17 protein-coding genes, 1 tRNA gene and 1 pseudogene are annotated in these 22,681 nt (G+C 61.5%); 11 read left to right on the plus strand and 8 right to left on the minus strand.

All coding sequences use genetic code 11. The annotated features are described in order from the left end of the window. The first annotated feature begins 5 nt into the window (after positions 1–5). Positions 6–82, plus strand: a tRNA-Met gene (locus A6U87_RS28075). Positions 83–292: 210 nt separating this feature from the next. Here A6U87_RS28075 and A6U87_RS29510 read toward each other — a convergent pair. Beyond that, positions 293–649, minus strand: a pseudogene (locus A6U87_RS29510) (oligopeptide/dipeptide ABC transporter ATP-binding protein); the annotation flags it as partial. Between the two features lie 152 nt (positions 650–801). Between A6U87_RS29510 and A6U87_RS28080 the strand changes: the two are divergent. The 10 genes from A6U87_RS28080 to A6U87_RS28125 all read left to right on the plus strand — a co-directional run bounded on the left by A6U87_RS28080 (position 802) and on the right by A6U87_RS28125 (position 14,458). Beyond that, positions 802–1,830: a substrate-binding domain-containing protein gene (locus A6U87_RS28080; protein ID WP_065694617.1), complete on the plus strand. Its 1,029-nt coding sequence runs from the start codon at positions 802–804 to the stop codon at positions 1,828–1,830. Between the two features lie 66 nt (positions 1,831–1,896). Then, a complete protein-coding gene (locus tag A6U87_RS28085; RefSeq protein WP_065694618.1) occupies positions 1,897–3,423 on the plus strand; it encodes a sugar ABC transporter ATP-binding protein in 1,527 nt (508 codons plus the stop codon). Positions 3,424–3,445: 22 nt separating this feature from the next. Then, positions 3,446–4,435 carry an ABC transporter permease gene (locus tag A6U87_RS28090; RefSeq protein ID WP_065694619.1) on the plus strand — a complete coding sequence of 330 codons (990 nt, stop codon included), beginning with the start codon at positions 3,446–3,448 and terminating at the stop codon, positions 4,433–4,435. Position 4,436: 1 nt separating this feature from the next. Next, a complete protein-coding gene (locus A6U87_RS28095; protein WP_065694620.1) occupies positions 4,437–5,444 on the plus strand; it encodes a sugar-binding transcriptional regulator in 1,008 nt (335 codons plus the stop codon). Further along, the gene (locus A6U87_RS28100) at positions 5,441–6,436 is read left to right on the plus strand and encodes an aldo/keto reductase (RefSeq protein WP_065694621.1); all 996 of its coding nucleotides are present in this window, start codon (positions 5,441–5,443) and stop codon (positions 6,434–6,436) included. The genes A6U87_RS28095 and A6U87_RS28100 overlap by 4 nt, the downstream gene beginning before the upstream one ends. A gap of 12 nt (positions 6,437–6,448) precedes the next feature. Beyond that, on the plus strand, positions 6,449–8,197 hold the full coding sequence (locus tag A6U87_RS28105; protein ID WP_065694622.1) for a glycerol-3-phosphate dehydrogenase/oxidase: 1,749 nt from the start codon (positions 6,449–6,451) through the stop codon (positions 8,195–8,197). Continuing rightward, positions 8,170–9,012, plus strand: a complete 843-nt coding sequence (locus A6U87_RS28110) for a class I fructose-bisphosphate aldolase (RefSeq protein WP_065694623.1) — start codon at positions 8,170–8,172, stop codon at positions 9,010–9,012. Before A6U87_RS28105 ends, A6U87_RS28110 begins: the two co-directional genes overlap by 28 nt. Before the next feature lie 163 nt (positions 9,013–9,175). After that, positions 9,176–10,705 carry an FGGY-family carbohydrate kinase gene (locus A6U87_RS28115; protein WP_065694624.1) on the plus strand — a complete coding sequence of 510 codons (1,530 nt, stop codon included), beginning with the start codon at positions 9,176–9,178 and terminating at the stop codon, positions 10,703–10,705. A gap of 2 nt (positions 10,706–10,707) precedes the next feature. Further along, positions 10,708–12,327 (plus strand): GMC family oxidoreductase, encoded by a 1,620-nt coding sequence (locus tag A6U87_RS28120; RefSeq protein WP_065694625.1) that lies wholly within the window; start codon positions 10,708–10,710, stop codon positions 12,325–12,327. Positions 12,328–12,478: 151 nt separating this feature from the next. Further along, entirely contained in the window at positions 12,479–14,458 is a 1,980-nt protein-coding gene (locus tag A6U87_RS28125; protein ID WP_065694626.1) for an adenylate/guanylate cyclase domain-containing protein, read from the plus strand. Between the two features lie 115 nt (positions 14,459–14,573). Here the strand turns inward: A6U87_RS28125 and A6U87_RS28130 are convergent, their stop codons facing one another. The 7 genes from A6U87_RS28130 to A6U87_RS28160 form a co-directional block, all read right to left on the minus strand. Then, positions 14,574–16,241: an arylsulfatase gene (locus tag A6U87_RS28130; RefSeq protein WP_065694627.1), complete on the minus strand. Its 1,668-nt coding sequence runs from the start codon at positions 16,239–16,241 to the stop codon at positions 14,574–14,576. 127 nt (positions 16,242–16,368) lie between these two features. Then, the gene (locus A6U87_RS28135; protein WP_065694628.1) at positions 16,369–17,646 is read right to left on the minus strand and encodes a BatD family protein; all 1,278 of its coding nucleotides are present in this window, start codon (positions 17,644–17,646) and stop codon (positions 16,369–16,371) included. Further along, entirely contained in the window at positions 17,643–19,196 is a 1,554-nt protein-coding gene (locus A6U87_RS28140) for a VWA domain-containing protein (RefSeq protein WP_065694629.1), read from the minus strand. Before A6U87_RS28140 ends, A6U87_RS28135 begins: the two co-directional genes overlap by 4 nt. Further along, the gene (locus tag A6U87_RS28145; RefSeq protein ID WP_065694630.1) at positions 19,193–20,182 is read right to left on the minus strand and encodes a VWA domain-containing protein; all 990 of its coding nucleotides are present in this window, start codon (positions 20,180–20,182) and stop codon (positions 19,193–19,195) included. Before A6U87_RS28145 ends, A6U87_RS28140 begins: the two co-directional genes overlap by 4 nt. Next, positions 20,169–20,681 carry a DUF4381 domain-containing protein gene (locus A6U87_RS28150; RefSeq protein WP_065694631.1) on the minus strand — a complete coding sequence of 171 codons (513 nt, stop codon included), beginning with the start codon at positions 20,679–20,681 and terminating at the stop codon, positions 20,169–20,171. Before A6U87_RS28150 ends, A6U87_RS28145 begins: the two co-directional genes overlap by 14 nt. Further along, a complete protein-coding gene (locus A6U87_RS28155; RefSeq protein WP_065694632.1) occupies positions 20,681–21,634 on the minus strand; it encodes a DUF58 domain-containing protein in 954 nt (317 codons plus the stop codon). Before A6U87_RS28155 ends, A6U87_RS28150 begins: the two co-directional genes overlap by 1 nt. Further along, positions 21,631–22,611: a MoxR family ATPase gene (locus A6U87_RS28160; protein WP_065694633.1), complete on the minus strand. Its 981-nt coding sequence runs from the start codon at positions 22,609–22,611 to the stop codon at positions 21,631–21,633. Before A6U87_RS28160 ends, A6U87_RS28155 begins: the two co-directional genes overlap by 4 nt. Between the last annotated feature and the right edge of the window lie 70 nt (positions 22,612–22,681).

Consider the following 22,681-nt stretch of genomic DNA (forward strand, 5'->3'; position numbering starts at 1 on the left):
GATGGCGCGGGGTGGAGCAGCCCGGTAGCTCGATAGGCTCATAACCTGAAGGCCGCAGGTTCAAATCCTGCCCCCGCAACCAATCTTCCCAATCGAGACCAAATTCTATCGCTGGCGCGAAGACTTCATCTTCGCTGGCGATGGTAGCTCCTCGTCCTGCGGACCATAACCTGAAGGCCGCAGGTTCAAATCCTGCCCCCGCAACCAATCTTCCCAATCGAGACGAACACACACTCAATATGCCCCGCAAGGGGCTATTTGCGTTTCTGGGGCCAAGGCAACAGAGGGCCGCCTAGCGATCGATATGGTAGCACGCAGCCGTCTGCTCCGGCCCAACCTCTTCCGTCACAGGCGGCGAGGTCCCGCAGATCTCCGTCGCCTTCCAACAGCGAGCCGAAAACACGCAGCCACTAGGTGGGTTTAGTGGTGAGGGTGGATCCCCCCGCAGGCGGATGCGCTCGCGGCCACGCGCCAGACGCGGATCAGGGATCGGAGCCGCTGAAAACAACGCCTGCGTATACGGATGCGCCGGATGATCGAACACACGCGCACACGATCCAGCCTCTACAACCTTCCCAAGATAAAGAACAAGCACATCGTCCGAAATCAAGCGGACAACCGATAAGTCATGGCGCCCTTGTGAAATATATTTCTACTTGTGAATTATATTGACTCGCGCTCCTTCTTGCACTTTATTGTGTTCATCGAACTTCGAGGAGGAAGTTCGGTTTCAACGCGATCAGCGGCGTCTATGCGACGCTCTCGGGCTTTTGGGAGGGGCTTCGGCCTCGAGGAGGAAACTTGCGCAAATTTATCGGCTCGACCGCCATGGCGGTTCTTGCAACCACTTTTCTGGCCGGCACTGCGTCGGCGGCTACGGATAATCCGTTCCGTTGCAAGCCGGGCGAAAAATACGTGATGAACGTGATGGTCTCGGGCGTGGAATACTGGTTCCCCGTCTATGAAATGTTCAAGCAGGCCGGCCAGCAGTTCGGCTGCGAGACGGAATACACCGGCACGCCGGAATATGACGTCAACAAGCAGATCGCCAGCTTCGACCAGGCGCTGGCCCAGAACCCGGCCGGTATTCTCGTTCATCCGATGAACTCCGATCCGTTCATTGAGCCGATCAACCGCGCCATCGACCAGGGCACTGCGGTTGTCACTTTCGCCGCCGACTCGCCGCTTTCGAAGCGCGTTTCCTTCATTACCTCGGACAACACACGTGAAGGCATCTATGCGGCCGACGCGATTGCCGAGAAGATGGGCGGCAAAGGCGAATATGCCGTGCTCGAGAATCCAGGCCAGGACAATCACGACAAGCGTATCGCTGCCTTTATCGGCCGCATGGAAGCAAAGTGGCCGGACATGAAGCTCGTCGGTCGTGCGGCTTCCAACCAGGATCCGACCAAGGCCTATCAGGGGCTGTCGAGCATCATCCAGGCCAATCCGAACCTTGGCGCTGTCTTCATGCCGGAGGCGAATTCGGCCATCGGCGCGTCGCAGGCCAGCAAGGAAAACGGCGGCAAGGTGCTCGTCATGTGCGCCGACGTCAACGCCAACATTCTCGACATGATCAAGGCCGGCGAAGTTTTCGGCTCGATCAATCCGAACCAGGGTATGCAGGGCTATATGGGCTTCATGCTGCTCTGGCTGGCCAAGCACCCCGAACTCATCGACCCGATGAACGATGCCAAGCGTTCGGGCTTCAACCCGATGAGCATTCCGGTCGTTGATAACGGGCTTTCGATCGTGACTGCCGCGAACGCCGACGACTTCTATTGGGATAAATACCTGAAGCGCCGCGGCACCAAGGGTATCGAGGAGTAACCTCCTGGGCAAGCACCATCCGCGTCATGCGGCGCGGATGGTGTTCCAAGGGGAAGGAGGACGAAGATGGCTGAAGCGGTTCTGTCAATCCACGGCGTTAGCAAGCAATTCGGGGCTATCCAGGCGCTTGCGGATGTCGATTTCACCCTCGAGAAGGGGGAGGTCCATGCGTTGTGCGGCGAAAACGGCGCGGGCAAATCGACGCTCATGAACATCATTGCCGGCGTGGTACAGCCGACAGAGGGAGAGATCCGCGTCTACGGCAAAGCTGTGCGCATACCCACACCAGCCGCCGCGCAATCGCTTGGCATCGGGCTCGTGCACCAGGAAATCGCGCTCTGCCCGGATGCGACGGTCGCCGAAAATATGTTCATGGCGGCCACCAATCGCCGCCGCTCACCCTTCATGAATTACCGGGCGCTGGAACGGGATGCGCAGGCTGTGATGAACCGGCTTGCCGGCATCGACGTCCGCCGCAAAGTCGCCGAGTTGCCCATTTCCAGCCAGCAGCTCGTCGAGATCGCCAAGGCGCTGACACTCGATTGCCGCGTGCTGATCCTCGACGAGCCGACTGCGGCCCTGACGGAAACCGAGGCGCAGCAGCTTTTCTCGATCATCCGCGATCTCAAGGCGAACGGCATCTCGATCATCTACATCAGTCACCGCATGGCCGAGATCTTCAGTCTCTGTGACCGGGTTACGGTCTTTCGCGACGGTCGTTATGTCTGCACTGATCGGATCGCTGATGTGACTCCGGATGATGTGGTCCGCCGCATGGTTGGCCGCGAGATCACCCAGCTCTATCCCGACAAACTTGGCCCCGGCGATGTCGCGGGCGAGACGATCCTGGACGTTGACGGCTTGAGTGACGGCGAGCGGTTCCATGATGTGCGCCTTGACCTGCGCAAGGGCGAAATTCTTGGCATCGGCGGGCTTATCGGCTCCGGCCGCACTGAGATTGCCGAAGGCATTTGCGGGCTTCGGCCGCGCACGGCGGGCGGCATCCGCCTGCATGGCAAGGCTCAGACGATCAATACCTATGCGGATGCCGTCAAGGCCGGCATCGTCTATCTCTCGGAGGACCGTAAGGGCTCCGGCGTGTTCCTGGAGATGTCGATCGCACAGAATATTTCGGTGCTGAACCTGCAGGCCCTCACCAATCGTGCCGGTTTGCTTAACGGCCGTGCCGAGGCTGCATTTGCACGGGACATCGCGCGACGGCTTGCCGTGCGTATGGGCGGCGTCGAGGCGCCGGTCAAATCGCTTTCTGGGGGCAACCAGCAGAAGGTGGCGATCGCCAAGCAGCTCGCGGTGAAGCCGAAGGTGATCCTGATGGACGAGCCGACCCGCGGCATCGACGTCGGTGCCAAGACCGAGATCCATCGCCTGTTGCGGGAACTTGCCAGCTCCGGCATCGGCATCGTCGTCATCTCGTCGGAGATGCCCGAGTTGCTAGGGCTTTGCGACCGGGTGCTGGTTGTTAGGGAGGGGCGTATCGCGGGCGAACTCGGTGCAGAGAACATGACGGAAGAGGCCGTGATCCGCCTGGCATCAGGCATCGGTGCAGCAAGGACGGCAGATCATGCCGCGTGAAGATGGAAGGGGAGAAACGGGCATGGCAATCGACACGATGACGGCCGAGATGCAGAGGACGGGAGCCTGGAAACGCATCGGAACGATGCGGGAGGCTGGGTTGATCGCGATCATCCTTGCTCTCTGCGTCGCCATGAGCTTTGCCTCGCCCCACTTCCTGACGCTTGGTAACTTCCGCGCCATGCTGATGAGCTTCTCCGTCGAAGGCATCGTCGTCGTCGGTATGACGATCCTTCTGATCGTCGGCGGCATTGATCTCGCCGTCGGCTCGGTCGTCTGCTTTGCCATGGTGCTTTCCGGGTCGCTGTTCCTTGCCGGGCTGGACCCATGGACCGCATCGCTAATCGGCATCCTTGCCAGCGGCGTCATCGGCGCAATCATGGGCTTCTTCGTGACCGTCGTGGGGCTCAATCACTTCATCACCTCGCTTGCGGGTATGGTGATCGTGCGTGGGCTCTGCCTCATCATCACCAAGGGCACACCGCTTTCGCTCTTCACACTGCCGCCCGGTTTCAAGGCCGTCGGCCAGGGCACGTTTTACGGTGTGCCGTATGTCATCCTGATCTTCATCGCCGTCGTCGTCCTGTTCGATTTCCTGCTGCGCCGGGCAACGGCCTTCCGCAAGGTGTTTTACACCGGCAGCAACGAGAAGGCCGCGCTCTATTCCGGCATCAAGACCAACCAGGTGAAGTTCTGGGTCACGGTGCTCTGCTCCACGCTAGCGGGTGTTGCCGGCGTGATTTACATGTCCCGCTTCGGCGCAGCGACTCCGACCTTCGGTGTCGGCATGGAGCTCAACATCATCGCGGCCGCAGTGATCGGTGGTGCCTCGCTCAACGGCGGTTCCGGCACCATCCTCGGTGCCATCCTCGGCATCGCGCTGCTCTCGGTCGTTACCTCGTCGTTGATCCTGCTGAACGTCTCCGTCTATTGGCAGGACATGATCAAGGGGTGCATTCTGCTCGCCGCCGTTTCCATCGATCATTTCCTGCACAAGCGGAAGGCCGTCTGATATGCCGATCGCCAGACTGAAACCCAAGACCACAGCGCCGCGCGAGGAAATCGTCATCGCGCGCCAGATGCACCAGGCGCTCGTGCTGCACTTTCTTGAAGGCTTGACCCAGGCGCAGATCGCCGACCAGCTCGGCATCTCGCATGCAACCGTCAACCGGCTGATCAAGCGTGGTCGCCAGCTCGGCCTCGTCGAGATCAAGATCAAGTCGCCGGTCGAGCCGCTGGTGGATATGGAGGAAAGGCTGCTCGCGCTTGGCGGCATCAGCCGCGCCGTCGTCGTGCCCACCGTTTCCGACAACCCGCAGACAGCACTTCAGGCGGTAGGGGAGGCGGCAGCCCGACTGCTGATCGAAGAAATCGCCGATGGCGACACGATCTGCATCACCGGCGGCAAGGGCGTCAGCGCCGTCGTCGCCGGCCTGCAGCCCGGCCGCCGCTTCGATGTCGAGGTCATTCCCGCGACCGGCTGCGTTCAGGGCAAGCACTACACGGACGTCAATCACGTCTCGACGCTGATGGCCGAACGGCTCGGCGGTCGCTCCTACCAGATCCACGCGCCGCTCTTTGCCGACAATGCCGAGCAGCGCGCGATGTTGATGACCATGCGCTCTGTCGCCGATGTCTTCCAGCGGGCGCGCGAGGCGAAGGTTGCCGTCGTCGGCATCGGCTCGATCCTGAGCAGCGACTCGACCTACTACGACCTGCATCCCTCATCGAGCACCGATCGCATGGCGATTGAACACGCCGGCGCGAGTTCCGAACTGCTTGCACACCTGCTCGATGGCGCAGGCGAGCTTTGTGACTACAGCCTCAACCGGTCGCTGGTCTCGCTGACACTGGAGGAGTTTGCCTCGATCCCGACGAAGATCGGTGTCGCCAGCGGGTTGAACAAGGCGGGCTCCATCCTCAGCGTTCTCAGAGGCAATCATCTCGACACGCTGGTGACCGACGAGGCGACCGGGGCGCGCATTCTTGAAATAGCATCCGAGGAAGGACATCAGGCATGAGCGGCGAACAGTTGACCCGCGAGATCGGGCACTCCGGCGTCAAGGCCTCGGCTGTCGGGCTTGGAACATGGGCGATCGGCGGCTGGATGTGGGGCGGGACCGATGAGGCTGAATCGATCGCCGCCATCCATGCTTCGCTGGATGCGGGTGTCACGCTCATCGACACGGCGCCCGCTTATGGGCTTGGCCGCTCGGAGGAAATCGTCGGCAAGGCGCTTGCCGGACGTCGCGACCAGGCCGTCATCGCGACGAAGTGCGGTCTCGTCTGGCACACGCAGAAGGGCCGCCATTTCTTCGATCAGGACGGTAAGCCGGTTCACCGCTATCTTGGCCGGGACGCGATCATCCATGAGGTGGAAGAAAGCCTGCGGCGGCTCGGCACGGATCATATCGATCTCTACATCACCCATTGGCAGGACGCGACGACACCGATCGAGGAGACGGTCCGGGCGTTGGAAGAATTGAAGGCGGCGGGCAAGATCCGCGCGATAGGCGCCAGCAATGTCGATCGGTCCGAGCTTCAGCGCTACATCGAAACCGGGTCGCTCGATGCGATCCAGGAGCGGTTCAGCATGATCGATCGCGAGATCGAGGCGGACCTGCTGCCGCTCACTGTTGCAAGCGGCGTGTCAACGCTCAGCTATTCCTCGCTGGCGCTCGGGCTGCTTTCCGGCACGGTCGGGCCGGACCGCATCTTTTCGGGCGATGACCAGCGCAAGGACAACCCGCGCTTCTCGGTCGCCAATCGACAGAAGGCGAAGGACTTCTCCGATGCCATCCAGCCGGTCGCGGCGCGGCATGATGCGAGCATTGCCCAGGTGGTGATTGCATGGACGCTGGCGCAGCCGGGGATCACCTTTGCGCTCTGTGGCGCTCGCAACCCGGCGCAGGCGCTCGACAATGCAAGGGCCGGCACGCTTCAGCTTTCGGTCGACGATCTCAAGGCTATCGACGCGGCGCTCTCGGCGAAGCTCGCCCATATGGACGGATAACGGACCAGCATCATGAACCGTAAAGAGACATTGGACGGGCTTCGCAAAAGCCCGAAGGTGGACGTATGCGTCCTCGGCGGCGGGATCAACGGGCTCAGCGTCTTTCGCGAGCTGGCGTTGCAGGGCGTCAACGTGCTGCTTGTCGAACAGGCGGATTATTGCTCCGGTGCCAGTGCCGCGCTGTCCCGCATGGTGCATGGCGGGTTGCGTTATCTCGAAAACGGCGAATTCAGTCTCGTGCAGGAATCCCTGGTCGAGCGGGACCGGTTGCTGCGCAATGCGCCGCACTATGTTGCACCATTGGCGACGACGGTTCCGATCTTCGACGTGTTCTCCGGCCTTGCCAACGGCATCGTCCGGTTTCTCGGACTTAGTCGCCGGCCGAGCCGTCGTGGCGCCGTAGTCATCAAGGCTGGGCTCAGCATCTACGATTTCCTGACGCGAAAGCGCGCGTTGATGCCGCGCCACCATTTTCGCGGGCGCAGGAGCACGCTCGCCAAATGGCCGGCACTCAATCCGGCGATCCGCAACTCCGCCACTTACTACGATGCCTGGGTAAGTCACCCGGAGCGCATTGGCATGGAGTTGCTGGTCGATGGCCTTACGTCGAGTGCGAACGCCGCTGCGCTGAACTACGCGACTGTCGAACAGAATTCGGGCGGAGAATTTCTGCTGCGCGACGGTCTCTCGGGCGAGACGCTGACAATCAAGCCGGCATTGATCATCAATGCGACCGGTGGATGGATCGATATCGCCAACGGCGCGCTCTTTCCCGAGAAGGCCCGCCCAGCACCATTGATGGGGGGCACTAAGGGCTCGCACCTGATCGTCGACAATGTCGGCCTGCGGGATATGCTTAATGGCCACATGATCTACTACGAGAATGAGGATGGGCGCATCTGCATCCTTTTCCCTTATCTCGGGAAGGTGCTGGTTGGCTCGACGGACATAAGGGTCGATGACCCCGGCACGGTGCGCTGCGAGGCGGAGGAGCGCGACTATATCCTGCAGTCGCTTGCCTTCGTGCTGCCCGGCGTCGTGATCCGGCCGGAAGAGATCGTTTTCCAGTTCGCCGGCGTGCGGCCGCTGCCCGCCAGCAAGGACAGCTTTACCGGCCGCATTCCGCGCGACCATTTCTGCACTGTCATTGAGAGTAGCGATGGCGGTCCACCGGTGCTCTGCATGATCGGCGGGAAGTGGACCACCTTCCGCTCCTTCGGCGAACTGGCCGCCGACATGGCGCTGGAGCGCCTCGGCCGGAAGCGTCGTCTCGATACGGCGGAGCGCACATTCGGCGGCGGACGCGATTTTCCCGACGATCGAGGCGATTGGCTGCGGCGGCTCGCGGCGACTACCGGTCTTGCAGAGGATCGCGCCGCGGCGCTCTTTGGCCGCTATGGCACGGATGCAGCCGAGGTCGCCCGTTTCATTGCGGCGGCGCCCGATCGCATGTTGCCTCATGCCGGCTACAGCGCTCGCGAGCTCATCTTCCTCATTCGCGGCGAAGCGGTGGAGCATCTGGACGACATTCTGCTGCGGCGCACGACGCTTGCCATCACCGGCGAACTCTCCCTCGAGATGGCGGATGCCGTTCTTGAGATTCTCGCCGCCGAAAAAGGCTGGCCGCCTCAGCGTGCCGCCGAGGAGCGCACCCGTTTCCTAACCCTCATACGCGAACGCCACGGCGTCTGCGAAGAAACCCTTTCCGCAAGGAACGAACAAAGGAGTGAAGTATGCGAGACAACCGCAAAGTCCGGATGAACCGGCTGTTCGGCAACGGCCGTTGCCTAGATGTCGCGATCGACCATGGCGTCTGCAACGAGCCATCCTTCCTGGATGGCCTGGAGAACATGCCCGCTGTCGTGAAGGCGTTGGTCGATGCGAAACCCGATGCGATCCAGATGAACTACGGTCAGGCCGATTTGCTGCAGGACCTGCCGGGCAAGGACAAGCCAGCGCTCGTCATGCGCCTCGATCTGGGCAATCCCTATAACCGCATTCGCCATCGCGACATGTGGGCGGTGCTGCAGAACGAGGCCGAGCCTTTGGTTGGCGCGCTGCAGATGGATGCAGCCTGCGTCGTCGTGAACCTCTTCATGCTGCCCGACGAGCCGGATCTCTTTCGCCAGTGCGTCCAGAACATTTCCCGCGTGCGCGCCGATTGCGAGAAATACGGAATGCCGCTGATGATCGAGCCGCTGGTCATGCAGCCGGTGACGGAGCGTGGCGGCTACATGGTCGATGGCGACGCCGACAAGATCGTTACGCTCACCCGCCTTGCCCGGGAGATGGGCGCCGATATCGTCAAAGCCGATCCGACGACGAACGCTGATGATTTCCACCGCGTGGTGGAGGCGGCGCGTTGCCCGGTGCTGGTGCGCGGCGGTGGAAAGGAAGACCTTGGAGCCGTTTTTGCCAAGTCCGCGGCCTTGATGCGACAGGGCGCAATGGGCATGGTCTACGGGCGCAACATCTATCAACACGCCAATCCGAATGCGGTTGTGCGCGGCCTGATGGCGATCATTCACGAGGATGCGAGCGGCGAGGAGGCCTTCGCACTTTACCAGCGCGGCTGATACCCATGCAGGGTAGCCATGGATCGCGGTGATTGCGGCGAACGGGAGATGTGGGCGAGCGATGGGGCTCGGCCACAACGCGGATCGTCGTCCAGAGGGCACTTTCCCCGTGGAGGTGGGCTGGAGCGCGCGAGACTTTGTCAGAACCTGGGAGGGGTTCACGATGGGAAATTACTTGTTGGGGCTCGATGCCGGCAACACGGTCATCAAGGCGGTGATCTTTGACCGGACGGGCAAGGAGGTGGCCTATGCGGGGGAGGAGGGCCATAGCCGGATGCCGTGCCCCGGCCACGTCGAGCGCGATCTCGGCGAACTTTGGGCCAACGCCAAGCGCGTGATCCGTGCCTGCCTGAACCAGGCCGGCATTGCAGCCACCGAAATCGCTGCGATCGGCTGCGCTGGTCACGGCAACGGGCTCTATGCGCTCGACCGCGCAGGCGAACCGTTGATCGGCATCCAGTCGCTGGATACCAGAGCGACGGGCCTTGTCGAGGAATGGGCGGCGGAAGGGGTTGGCGACAGGACTGCGGCCATCGCCCGTCAGCGTCCATGGCCCTCGCAGACGCCGACCCTGCTGGCCTGGCTGAAACGCCATAGGCCCGACCTCTTCCAACGTATTGGTACGGTGTTCTTCTCCAAGGATTTCATCGTCAACCGGCTGACCGGTCGGCGCGTCAGCGAAGTGTCCGATATGTCCGGGGCCGGGCTGCTCGATCTCGCCGCCCGCCGCTACGACAAGACGCTGATGGCCGCCTACGGGCTGGCCGACTCCATGGCGCTTCTACCGCCGTTGATCGAAAGCGCCGATATTGCCGGCATGGTGACGGAGGCTGTTGCGGCGGAAACGGGGCTTGCCGCGGGCACGCCCGTTATCGGCGGCCTGTTCGATGTCGTAGCCTCGGCGCTCGGTTCGGGCGTCTCGCGCACCGGCAGCGCTTCGATCATCGCAGGGACGTGGAGCATCAATCAGGTCATCATGGACGGCCCCACGCTCGATGGGCCGGTGTTCATGTCTTCGACCTTTGACCACAGCCGCTATATGGCCATGGAGAACAGCGCGACCTCCGCCGCCAACCTCGAATGGCTGGTCCGGGAATTCTTCGACGGCGAGCATGGGGAAGGCGTGTCGCCGTTCGATGCGGCTTGCGCACTTGCGGCCGCAGTTGAGCCCACGGCGGATGATCCGCTTTATCACCCCTATCTCTACGGTGCCCAGCAGAATGGTCATGCGCGGGCCGGCTATTATGGAATTGCCGGCTGGCACGGAAAGGGTCATCTGATCCGGGCCTTGCTGGAAGGCGTGGCTTTCGGCCATCGCCAGCATATCGAGACCATTCGCAAGGCCGGCGCCACGTTTGACGAGGCAGTGCTTTCCGGTGGTGGCTCGCGAAGCCGCCTGTGGCCTCAGATTTTTGCCGATGTGCTTGGTATGCCGGTCTCCGTTGCCGTCTCGCGGGAGACGGGTGCCCTTGGGGCGGCGATTGCGGCCGGAACCGGCGTCGGTCTTTTTGCCGATTTCACGGAAGGCGCCAACGCCATGGTGCAGATCGATCGACACTATCAGCCGAACTCAGCGCTTGCCGGCCACTATGATCGCCGCTACCGGCTTTACACGGATATCGCCGAAGCCATGGCGCCGCTCTGGCAGCGGCTCTCGGCAACAGGCCGGCTGGAAACGGGAGTTGCCGCGTGACGATGCCTGACAATGAAACGCCGGTGGATGAAGGCAGCTACGACTTCATCATCGTCGGAGCCGGTTCGGCAGGCTGCGTGCTTGCAAACAGGCTCTCTGCTGACCCGAGGAATCGCGTGCTGCTTCTCGAAGCCGGTGGCACGGATCGCTATCACTGGATCCATGTGCCGATCGGGTATCTCTATTGCATGGGCAATCCGCGCACGGACTGGATGATGAAGACGGCATCCGAGCCGGGCCTGAATGGCCGCGCGTTGAACTATCCCAGAGGGAAAGTCCTCGGCGGCTGCTCTTCCATCAACGGCATGATCTACATGCGCGGCCAGGCGGCCGATTATGACGGTTGGCGCCAGGCGGGCAATGCCGGCTGGGGCTGGGACGACGTTTTGCCCTATTTCTTGAAATCGGAAGACAATTATCGCGGAAAGTCGGCCATGCATGGCGTTGGCGGGGAATGGCGCGTCGAGCGCCAGCGGCTCTCCTGGCCGATCCTCGATGCTTTCCGCGACGCAGCCGAAGAGCTCGGCATTCCCAAGACGGATGACTTCAATGGCGGCGACAACGAGGGCTCTGGCTATTTCGAGGTCAACCAGCGTGGCGGCGTGCGCTGGAATACGACAAAGGCCTTCCTCCGACCGGCGATGAAGCGCAGGAATCTCCGGGTTCTGATCAATGCGGAAACCGAACGGCTGGAATTCGAGGGCAAGGCGGCGGCCGGTGTGCGTTTCCGTCTCAACGGCCGGGTCCGTGTGGCGCGCGCGACGCGCGAAGTCGTGCTTTCGGCAGGGGCCATCAACTCACCGAAGGTGCTCGAACTCTCCGGGATAGGGCGACCGGATCTACTGGCTGACCTCGGCATTCCCGTCCACCATGCGCTGCAGGGTGTCGGCGAAAACCTGCAAGACCATCTGCAGATCCGCACTGTCTTCAAGATCGAAGGGGCGCGTACCCTGAACCAGCTTTATCACAGCCTGTTGAGCCGTGCCGGCATGGGTTTGCAATATGCGCTCAGCCGCTCGGGGCCGCTCTCCATGGCGCCGAGCCAGCTTGGCATCTTCGCCAAGAGCGATCCGGCTGTTGCGACCGCTGATCTCGAATATCACGTCCAGCCGCTGAGCACCGACAGGCTCGGCGAGCCGCTGCATCCTTATCCTGCCGTAACCGTCTCGGTATGCAATCTCAGGCCGGAGAGCCGCGGGACTGTGCATGTCACGACCCGCGACGCGGCGGCCGCGGCGGAAATCCGTCCGAATTACCTGTCCACCGTCGGCGACCGCCTGCTTGCCGCAAAGTCCATCCGTCACGCCCGCAGCCTGATGCAGGCCAATGCCATTGCTGGTTTTCGACCACAGGAAATGCTTCCCGGTTCGAAGTATCAAAGCGATGATGAGCTGATCCGCTGCGCCGGCGATATTGCGACTACGATCTTCCACCCGGTCGGCACCTGCAAGATGGGCGACGACCCGATGGCTGTGGTCGACCCGAGCCTGCGCGTCCATGGTCTTGGCAAGCTGCGCGTCGTCGATGCGTCGATCATGCCGACCATTGTCTCCGGCAACCCGAACTCTCCGGTGATCATGATCGCCGAGAAGGCGGCGGAGATGATGCTGGCGACGCCATAGCGGCAATTGCTGACCAGCCGTTTGCGGGTCGTTTTTCGAGGCGCTGAAACGTGTGTACGGCAGCATTTACCGTAACGTACTTCCTAGCCGGCTTTCCGTCGGCAAAGGTTCGTCAGCATCCACGCACCATCACCGGCAAGATCTCGACGCCATGGACCAAGACGAAAGCCGCCCTTCAGGGCCGACATCGAATTCAGGACTCGCCTCGTGGTCGAAGCCACTGAGGGTGCACCTCAGTGTGGTCATCGTGGGGTTGCTGATCTGTATTTCTGCGCCGCTGATGTGGATGGCCTACGAGCAAGGCCGCGCGACGGCTCTCGCATCAGGAGAGTCCCAGATGCGCCAGCTCGGCTTGCGCGTCGTCGAGAACTACAAGAGCGTATTCGGTGACGGCTATTCCGCCGTCGCTACCGCGTCGGTGCTTCCGCAAATGCTGTCACCGCCGTCGCAGGATTTCGATGCGAAAAGCGAGTACCTTTTGAAGGTGCTTCAGAGCGGCAATTACATCGACGGCATTTATTCCGGCTATCCTGATGGCAGCTTCATCCAGGCCGTCAACGTTGCGGCCAATCCCGCCTGGAGCAAGGCCCTGTCCGCTCCGAAGGGCACGGCGTTTGCAATCCGCACCCTTACCAAGGAGCCGCCCGCTGCCGGCACCGTTTGGCATTTTCTCGGAGCCAATGGCGTTGAAATCGCCAAGCGTGAGGATCGGGACGAAACCTACGATCCTCGGACGAGACCCTGGTATCAGGCGGCGATCGAGACGAAGGGGCAGGTGTCGGTCGGCCCCTATGTGACAGCGACGACGAAGTCGTTGAGCCTGACGCTCGCCGTGCCCTTGAGCAAGAATCCGGAGATCGTCGCTGGCGTCGACGTTCTCCTGCAGACCGTCAGCCGCCTGCTCAACAAGGAAGCCATTTCGGAGAACGCGCGCGGTTACGTCTTCGACGGTAGGGGCCGGCTTATCGTTCACTCGGACGCCAGCGTCATGGCGAACATTCTCGATACGCTTTCACACAATGGAACAGACGGAGCCTCCGTCTCCGACGATATGGATCCGGCGATCGCGCCTATCCGGGCGCTGCTGCGGGATCGCGACGGTGCTGCTGGCGGCATCGTACCCTTCACAGTCGGGGGCAAACCCTTTATCGCGCAGGTCTCTCCGGTAGAGTTCTCCGGATTGCTGAAAGGCAATGCCGTCGTGATCGCCGCTCCCCTGGATGATCTGGTGGGTCCAACAGACCGGCTTCTCGCCAAGAACCTGCTGACGGCCGTTGCCTTCGTGGCAGCCGGCATCGTTGCGGCGATTGTCCTCGCCCAGCTCATCAGTAAATCGCTTTTCGCGCTCGCCGACGAAGCGCGCCGCATCGGTGACCTGAAGTTCGAAGATCGCCGACTTCCTCATTCCTGGATTGCCGAGATCAACGTCCTTGCGCGAGCGCTCGGCGCTGCGCGCAATACGATCGCGACCTTTTCCCTTTACGTGCCGCGCGAGCTCGTGCGCCGCATCGTTTCCTCGGGCCAGACCGCGATCGGTTCGGCCGACAGGCAGGACGTCACGGTTCTGTTCACCGACATCAAGGACTTCACCACGATCTCGGAAAAGCACTCTCCCGAAGATCTGGTGGAACTGCTTTCGGATTATTTCGAGCTTCTCAACGAAACCGTCGAGCGACACAGCGGCACCATCGTTCAGTACCTGGGGGATTCGATCTTCGGGATGTGGAACGCGCCGACGCGCGATGAACACCATGTCGAGAATGCCTGCCAGTGTGCGCTGGCAATGAAGGAGGCGATTGACAACCTTAATGCCGCCAGCCGGCGATCGGGACGCCCGGAGCTGATTACCCGCTTCGGACTGCACACTGGCCCCGCGGTGGTCGGCAGCGTCGGAGCAAGAAATCGGCGGCAATATACTGCCATGGGCGATACGGTGAACGTGGGCTCCCGCCTAGAAGGCATGAACAAGGAGTTCGGCACCAGCATTCTGGTCAGTGAGGCGGTGCAGTCGAAGGTTTCGGCCCTGTTCGAATTTCGAGCATTGGGGAACGCACGCGCCAAAGGCCGCGCTGAGGAGATCGAAGTCTTCGAACTCGTGACCAATTGTTGCGGCAGGGACGCCAAGTCTTAGTGGAAGGAGACTGTCAGTGACGGATAGCGGAGCAGCACTTGAGCGGCGCCCGGCTTCCATGCGTGGCTGGGGATGCCGCGGGAAGTGAGATCACTCCCCGCGGTCCCAGGAGCAACTATTGCGGTGCAAGACGCTCTAGTTCGTTCAGCCGTTGGAGCGCTGCTTGTTGGCGAAGCATTGCGTAGTTGATGCCGCTGGCATTCAATGAGCTCCCTTCCTGATAGGGATACTTATCGAAGTCAGAGAAGAAGTCCTTGATCTTCCCTTGCACAGGAACAAGCAGCCACATGTTTCGGGCCAGGAACTCCATGGCGCCTCCGCCCTCCTTGAGGCCTCGCTCGTAAGGATCCATCCTCAGGTTGAAGATGTTGGCCCAACTCGGCACCTCGCGGGTTGCCGTCGCAATGTTGCCTTCGCTATTGACTGCAAAGGCAAGCTTCCAGTCGTTCCAGCGGATGGCGTTGAGATTGCCGCCCTGGTCGAAATAATAGACGGCGTCGCGCGGACCGGATTGGACTTCACCCTTCAAAAGGGGCGCAAGATCGTACCCATCCAGATGGACCTTGAAATCCTTGGTCCCTGACTTGAATCCACTCTTCATCTGCTCCTTGAGGTCAGGGATGCCGGCGGCGGTTGCGAAGGTTGGCATCCAGTCCATGAGAGTGACGATGTCGTTGATCTCTGTTCCTGGTTTGACCGCGCCGGGCCAGCGTACCATCATGGGAATACGGAAGCCGCCCTCCCATGTCGTACCCTTTTCACCATGGAAAGGGGTCATCGCGCCATCCGGCCACAGAGCAAGTTCGGCCCCGTTGTCGGTGGTGTAGAGGACGATCGTGTTGTCGGCGATTCCGAGCTGATCCAGCTGATCGAGGAGCTGGCCGACGTGGCCGTCATGCTCGACCATGCCATCGGCATGGATGCCTTTGCCGGTCTTGCCGAGCGATTCCGCCTTCAGATGCGTGAAGACATGCATGCGTGTCGAGTTGAACCAGACGAAGAAAGGCTTGTCCGCCTTGGCCTGTCGATCGATGAAATTCTTGGCAGCCCCAAGAAACTCTTCGTCGATGGTTTCCATGCGCTTCGTATTGAGCGCGCCCGTATCCTCGATCTTGCCGTCCGCGCTTGACTTGATCACGCCGCGAGGGCCGAATTGCCGGCGGAAAGCAGGATCCTTCGGATAGAAATAGCCTTCCGGTTCTTCCTCGGCATTGAGGTGATAGAGGTTGCCGAAGAACTCGTCGAAGCCATGCTTGGTCGGCAGGTGCTGGTCCTGGTCGCCCAGATGGTTCTTGCCGAACTGACCCGTTGCATAACCCTGCGTCTTCAGCACCTCGGCAATGGTGGGCATCCAGTCCTGAATGCCATGCGGATCGCCCGGCATGCCGATAGTGAGGAGGCCTGTCCGGAAGGGTTCCTGGCCGAGGATGAACGAAGCACGACCTGCCGTGCAGCTATTCTGGCCGTAGGAGTCGGTAAAGATCGCACCCTCCCTGGCAATACGGTCGATATTGGGGGTGCGGTAACCCATGAGACCCATCGTGTAGGCGCTGATCTGCGGGATACCGATGTCATCGCCGAAGATGACCAGGATGTTCGGCTTCTTGCCGGATGGCGCTGCGGTCTGCGATTGAGCTGCTTGCTGCGTCTGGGCACTCGCGTTACTTGCTGTTGAAGCAACAGCCAGAGCCGTTATGGCGAGGGAACTTCCGCCGAGCAGAAGGTTGCGACGGCTGACAGATGTCAATTCGGCATCTGGCCTGCCATTTTCACTATTATCCATCTGGTAGTCTCCTTGGGTTGGGACCGTGCCCGGATAGAAGACGCGCCTTATCGCTCACGCGGAAGTACGTTACGGTAAAACCGAGCGTAAATTGACGGCGTTCGGCCTGTGATACGACGTGCGACAGCTAGGGGTTCAGTGGCGGCAGAACCGGATTCACGACCGGCGCATCGGCTGTCCTGAAGTCGACTGCGGCCGCCAACTTCGTTCGGTCGATCTTGCTGCCAGCGGCTTTGAAAAGCGTGCGGGCGAGGATATCGACCTGAGATTTGAGTTCCTCAGGTGCCCCCCGCAGCCATTCGGCAAGCGTGCGGTAGCCGAGCCTTCTGCTCCAGGCCGCGAGGCTAGCGTAGATTTCCGCTTCGCTGCCGTTCTGGATTGTTTGCTGCAGCAGCTTCAATCGATAACCGTGCGAGGAACGGTGTCTCTCCCGCGCTGACCGGAGCCGTGCGGCGAGAGCGGGAAACAGCTTGAAGCCGATCCGCACCAGCGCAGCGACTGCAAGAAGGGACAGGATCGCTATGGCGATCCGTTGGCGATTGACATGCGGCAGCGGGTGCTGCGGTTCCTCGAGCACCGGTTTGATCCCGGTCGAAGACGCGGCCGCCGCAGACACATCGACGGTCACAGCAGGCAATGAGGCCGACTTGCTCTCGTGGCTCGATATGTCGAACCAGGCGTAGGAAACGGCCGGGATGACGAACGAGCCCTCGTTGTCTGCCGTATAGATATAGGTTTCGGTTCGCCGACTTGCCGTGTCGCGGCCGACTTCGATGCCATCCTGGATCGCGGGGGCATTTTCGTACTGACGAAGCCCAGTAACGGTGCCGGCGTCCAGCGGCGGAATCATCATGGCCTGGGTGTTCTGGGCGGTAATCGTTATCGTTCTGGTCAGCGCGTCCCCAACCTTCAAGGATCGCGCGTCGTGATCGAAGGCTTGTTCCACGGTGAGATTGCTTGCCGCGAGCGCGGCCTGCTCTCCCTGTGCCGGTGATCCCTTAACGGCGAAGGACACCGACGGTACCGTGACCGTTGCCTTCTCCGGCTTGCCTTGGACGGAATAGCCGAACTCCACGGCAAATTCGGGCAGGGTGAAAGCTCCTGAGACCTGCGGCACGATCGCATAGGCCTTGCGAATGCCGGAATATTGAACGCCGTCGATGGTCTGGGTGACGTTCTGAGACCGTTCGGCCGGGAGCGTCACCAAGGCGTTCGGCAGATCAAAGAGTGGGAATTGCGGAGGCGATGTGAAGAAGTCGGGAACGTATATATCGACATCGACGCGCACCTGCTGCCCCGGCACGATGCCGTCACCATCCTCGACGGTAGCCCGGGCAAACGGTTCGGCACTCCATGCAATCGACGGGGCAAGAAGCAGGACGATGCTCAGGATCAGCTTCATCATGGTTTCGGACCTCCATCCTCAATCGAGAATTTTCTGGCCATGAGGTCGGCCGGGCTGACCTGGATGTTCTTCATCCACATCTCCGACGTCTGCTCGGCGACGCTCACCTCTCCCGCTTTGCCCTTCTTTGCCTTGTTGTCGAACTGGATGCTGTCTGGCTTCAGATTCGGGTCTTCTTCCTGTTCCTGCTCCTTGTCCTGCTCCTGTTTGAGAAGTTGCTGGGCGATCGCGAGGTTTGCGACGGCATCGGGCCAATCCTTTCGCGTCTCCAGTGCCTTGCCGTAGGCAGCAACAGCCTCCTCGAATTGGCTCAGATGCAGGAGCGCGTTCCCCTGATCGTACCAGCTTTCCGGGGTGTCGATGGCCGCAAAGGCATCAATCGCATCCTGATATCGGCCGGCACGATAGAGGGCGACGCCCTTCCACATGGGGTCTTGAAAGTGCCCCGCTGCTGTCGCGTAATCTTCCCGCTGGTAGGCGCGGCGGCCCTGCTGATCCGGCGTCAGCCACATGTCGGCGAAGTCGAAGGCTGACGCCGATGTCGGCGACAGGACATGAAAGGCGAGCAATACGGCTGAAAGCCTGACGAGCCAGCCACGACGGAACGACAGCGCGGACAACAGCGCCACAGGAGCGATGAGCCACCATCCGAGGTCGTGCCAACGATCGCCTTCCGTTGCTGTTTGCTGGGCGAAGTTCGTTCGCACGCGCTGCGCAAGCCACCGGACGTCGGTGTCGTCTTGCGTCATCGTCGCGACATCCGCGCCGGTGTCGCTGCCGAATGCCTTCAGCGCATCGACGTCCAGCTTCGCGGTCAGGCGGGCTCCTCCGGCACCGGTAAGAAAGCTGCCGTCGCTCTGCTTGACAACGCCGCCTTCGGCCGTGCCGATGCCAAGCACAACGGTGGCGCTCTCGATATTCTTGGCGCTTGCCGACGCAGTCGGCTCTATTCCGTCGGTCAGGAGCGCGATGGTTCCTGACGTTCCGTCCCGCTTCAGCAGGTTATCCGCCATCGTCAGGGCGGCCGCCGTGTCTTTTCCCGGCTTCGGCATGATGCCGGTCGCCAATGCGTCGGTATAGGTTTCGATCAGCTCGATGTCGTCCGTGAGCGGCACGACAAGGTGGACGGTTCCCGAATAGGCGACCACGGCGGTGCGCGCGCCGTTGCGGGTGGCAAGAAGATCATGGATCTTCAGCTTCGCCCGTTCGATGCGGCTTGGAGAAATGTCAATGGCGTCCATGGTCGGTGAAAGATCCACCGCGATGACGAGGGATGCCGTATCCGCAACGAATGGCGGCGCTTCGCGTTTCCAGGTCGGGCCCGCGGCACCGAGTATTGCGAGCGTTAGCAGGGCAGCCAGAACCCAGGCGGGGGCATAGCGATGCCTGCGGTCCGGCTGGATGATGAGGCTGTCGAGCAGGTGCGGTGCGATCAATCCCTTCCAGCGGCTTCGAAAATCACCCGCACGCGACACCATCCAGAGGATGACGGGAGGAACAAGCAGGGCGCTCAGCCAGAATGGCCGGAGGAAGTGAAAATCCGAGATCATGCGGGAGACCTCCGGCGGACGAAGCCCAAGAGCCCGGTGATCCCGTACCAGGTGGCAGTGAGGATGACCGCCGCGCCAAGCGGCCAATGGAACAATTCTATGCGAGGACGCCAGGAAAGCTGCTTCTGATCCTGAGGTGTGATCCGGTCGAGTTCGTTGTAGATATCCTGCAACTGGTTCTGATCACCACCAAAGAAATAGCGCCCGCCGGTGGTCTCGGCGATCTTCTGCAGAGACGCTGTATCGAGCTTGTCTTCGCCGGTCGCAGCCGGGTCGCCGATGCCGACCGCGTGGATGAGGATGCCTTTTGTCTTGGCAATGTCGGCCGCCTTGAGAGGCGGCATCTTGCTTGCGGTGTCGTTGCCATCGGTGAGCAGGATCATCACCTTCTCGGGAACTGTGGTCTTTTCGAACATGCGAATGCCAAGGCCCAGCGAGTCGCCAAGTGCTGTCCGGGGTCCTGCAATTCCCGGAAGAAGGCCCTCCACCATGGTTTCAACAAGAGTATGATCCATCGTGAAGGGTGCGAGGGGATAGGGCGCATCGCCGAACGCAATCAGGCCGATACGATCGCCCGGTCGCTTGGTCACGAAGTCCGCGACGACGGTCCGGACCGCATCAACGCGCGCCTTCGATGTTCCGTCGGGTGCCGCAAAGTCGCGGGTATCCATCGACTGGGACAGGTCCAGCGCCAGAAGAATGTCGCGCTGGGGTTCGGTCTTCTCCAGTGGCGGTTCCACATATTGCGGACGCGCCAATGCGATGACGATCAGGCACCAGGCCAGAACATCGATCACGGTCTGAGGCCAGGACCGCTTCGGCACCACGGAGCCTTCCGTCGGTTCGACACCGGCTGCACTCGCGACCTCATTGAAGAAGGGCAGCCTGATGGATGCCGACGTTTCTCGATGCGGGGGCACGAGCCACCAGACAAGCAGAGGAAGGGGCAAAAGCAGCAGCGCCCATGGCAGGTCAAGCTGATACATGATGCCTCTCGATCCAGTGCCGTGCATCACGCAGAAGGTTGTCCCCGGCCTCCACGTTCAGTGCCGTGGGGGCTTGGTATTCCAGATCGTCGAGATAGCTTTTCAGCGACGTGCCGATTTCGCCGCCCTGATGGGCGCTGACAAAGCTGACCCAATCGTTGCCCGAAGCCGCCGCGATCGTCTGGCGTGGCCACGCTGCCAGAGCCGTGCGCTTCAGCAACTCCCCGAGGCGCGTGATGGCCTGCTCCCGGGTTTGCGGGCTGCGGAAGTCGTCGGCAATCTCGTCGAGCAGCCGAAGCGCCTCGCGCCGATAGGCGTTGCGACGCCAACGCCTGTAGAAAAGGGCTGCACATAGCAGCAGGGCCGCGATCGCGATGGCGGCCAGTGCACCCCAGCCCCAGGTTTGCGGCATCCAGGAAACCGGCTGTGGCACCGCTATGTCCTTGAGCGAGCGCAGGGCGGCTTCCGTGATCGGGTCGAGTTTGGCCGCCGGCTCCATCATCGCCTCCTTTGCCGCCAGGCCGATTGTTCCAAGAGGCTCCGCAACTGAGGGGCGACTTCTTCGGCTGCTGAAATCGGCAGCATGGGCAGGCCGAGTTGGCGCTGCCAGGCTCTGAGTTCGTCGCCGCGGTCCTGAGCGAACTTGTCGATAGACCGGCGCACGGCGGGCTTTCCGAGCGGCAGTTCGGCTTGCAGCGTTCCGCCGCTGACGACGATCTCGCCCGACGACGGCAGCTCGAGAAGGAATGGATCATAAACGAGAAGGCACACGACGTCGTTGCGGGACGACAGCTGAAGCAGGAGCTGGCGCGTCGTCTCGCTGTGACCGTCGAAATCGCTGACGACGACAACGAGGAAGTCATGATGGGCAATTTCCGCAACTCGGTGGAGGACGTCGTTAAGGGCCTCGGGAGACGGGGGAGCGGAGTGGCCGGCATCCAGCTTGCCGTTCATGGTGGCGATCCGATCGGCGAAGGCGATTACCGCATTTCGGCTGCGATGGGGTTTCACCTCGCTCACGTCCTGGTCGTCGAACACGAAGCCACCGACGCGATCGCCGGAGCCGAGAATGCGCCAGGCGGTCAGCATCGCGGCTTCTGCCGCCGTAACCGACTTCATCGCCAGGCGGCTTCCGAAGAACATGTTGATGCGCTGATCGACGACGAGAATGGCAGGGCGCTCCTTCTCTTCGCCATAGACCCTGACAACGGGTTTGCTCGTCCGCGCAGTGACGCGCCAGTCGATCGACCGGACGTCGTCGCCGGGAAGGTATTCCCGCAACTCCTCGAACACGAGGCCGCGGCCCCGCATCGCCGATTGCATGCGTCCTGCAAGTTGCTGGTGGGAGCGAGCTTTCTGGATGAAGGTGAGGTCTCGAGCGCGGCCCTCGAGCGCAACGAGTTGCTGCGTCGTTACGTGGACCCCGGTTGTGTGATCCCCGCCGTTGTTCATGAGACGGCCACCAGTTCGGTGATGCGATCAATGACTTGGTCGGCGGTGGTGTTCGAGGCGTGAGCCTCATAGGAGAGGATGAGGCGATGTCGGAACACGTCGTTCACGATCGCCTTGACGTCATCAGGTGTGACGTAGTCGCGCCCCTGCAGCCATGCATAGGCACGCGACACCTTGTCCAAGCCAATGACGCCGCGGGGGCTGACGCCGACTTGCAGCTGCTTGGCAAGATCCTTGTCGTAGCGGTCGGGGTAACGCGTGGCCATGACGAGGGAGACGATGTATTTTTCGACGGGTTCGGAGACGGTTACCACGCCGATCTCCGTGCGCGCGTCGAAGACCGATTGAGGGTTTAGCCGCTCGATCTTTGCTGGTTGTCCCTTGTTGTTTTGTGCGGCGTTTTCTTCATCCCGGTTGAGACGCATGATCGCCGCTTCCGATGTCTCGTTGGGATAGCCGACCTCGACGTGCATCAGGAAACGGTCGAGCTGTGCCTCCGGCAACGGGTAGGTGCCTTCCTGTTCGATTGGATTTTGCGTCGCCATCACCATGAAGAGATCGGGCAACGGATAGCTTTGGCCGCCGACGGTCACCTGCCGTTCTTCCATCGCCTCGAGAAGTGCCGATTGCACCTTTGCCGGCGCGCGGTTGATTTCGTCGGCCAGGATTAGGTTTGCAAAGATCGGGCCCTGCTGGAACTTGAATTCGCCCTTGCCGCCTTCCGAGAAGTAGATCTCGGAACCTGTAATGTCGGCAGGCAGGAGATCGGGCGTGAACTGCACGCGCGACAGCTCGGAATCGAGGTTCTTGGCGAGGCTCTTGATCGCTCTCGTCTTTGCCAGACCAGGCAGCCCTTCCACGAGCAGGTGGCCATTCGCCAGGAGGCCAAGCAGCAAGCGCTGCACCATCGTATCCTGGCCGATGATCGACTGTCCGACACGCTTGCCCAGATCGAGAATATCGTCACGTGCCGTCACAATCTCTTCCTCCGATTTCCGAGGGGGGTTAGGGCCGCACCCTGCTTTCCAAGACTTCGCCTCAGGTGTC

Source organism: Rhizobium sp. AC44/96 (genome assembly GCF_001692185.1).
GTDB lineage: Bacteria > Pseudomonadota > Alphaproteobacteria > Rhizobiales > Rhizobiaceae > Rhizobium.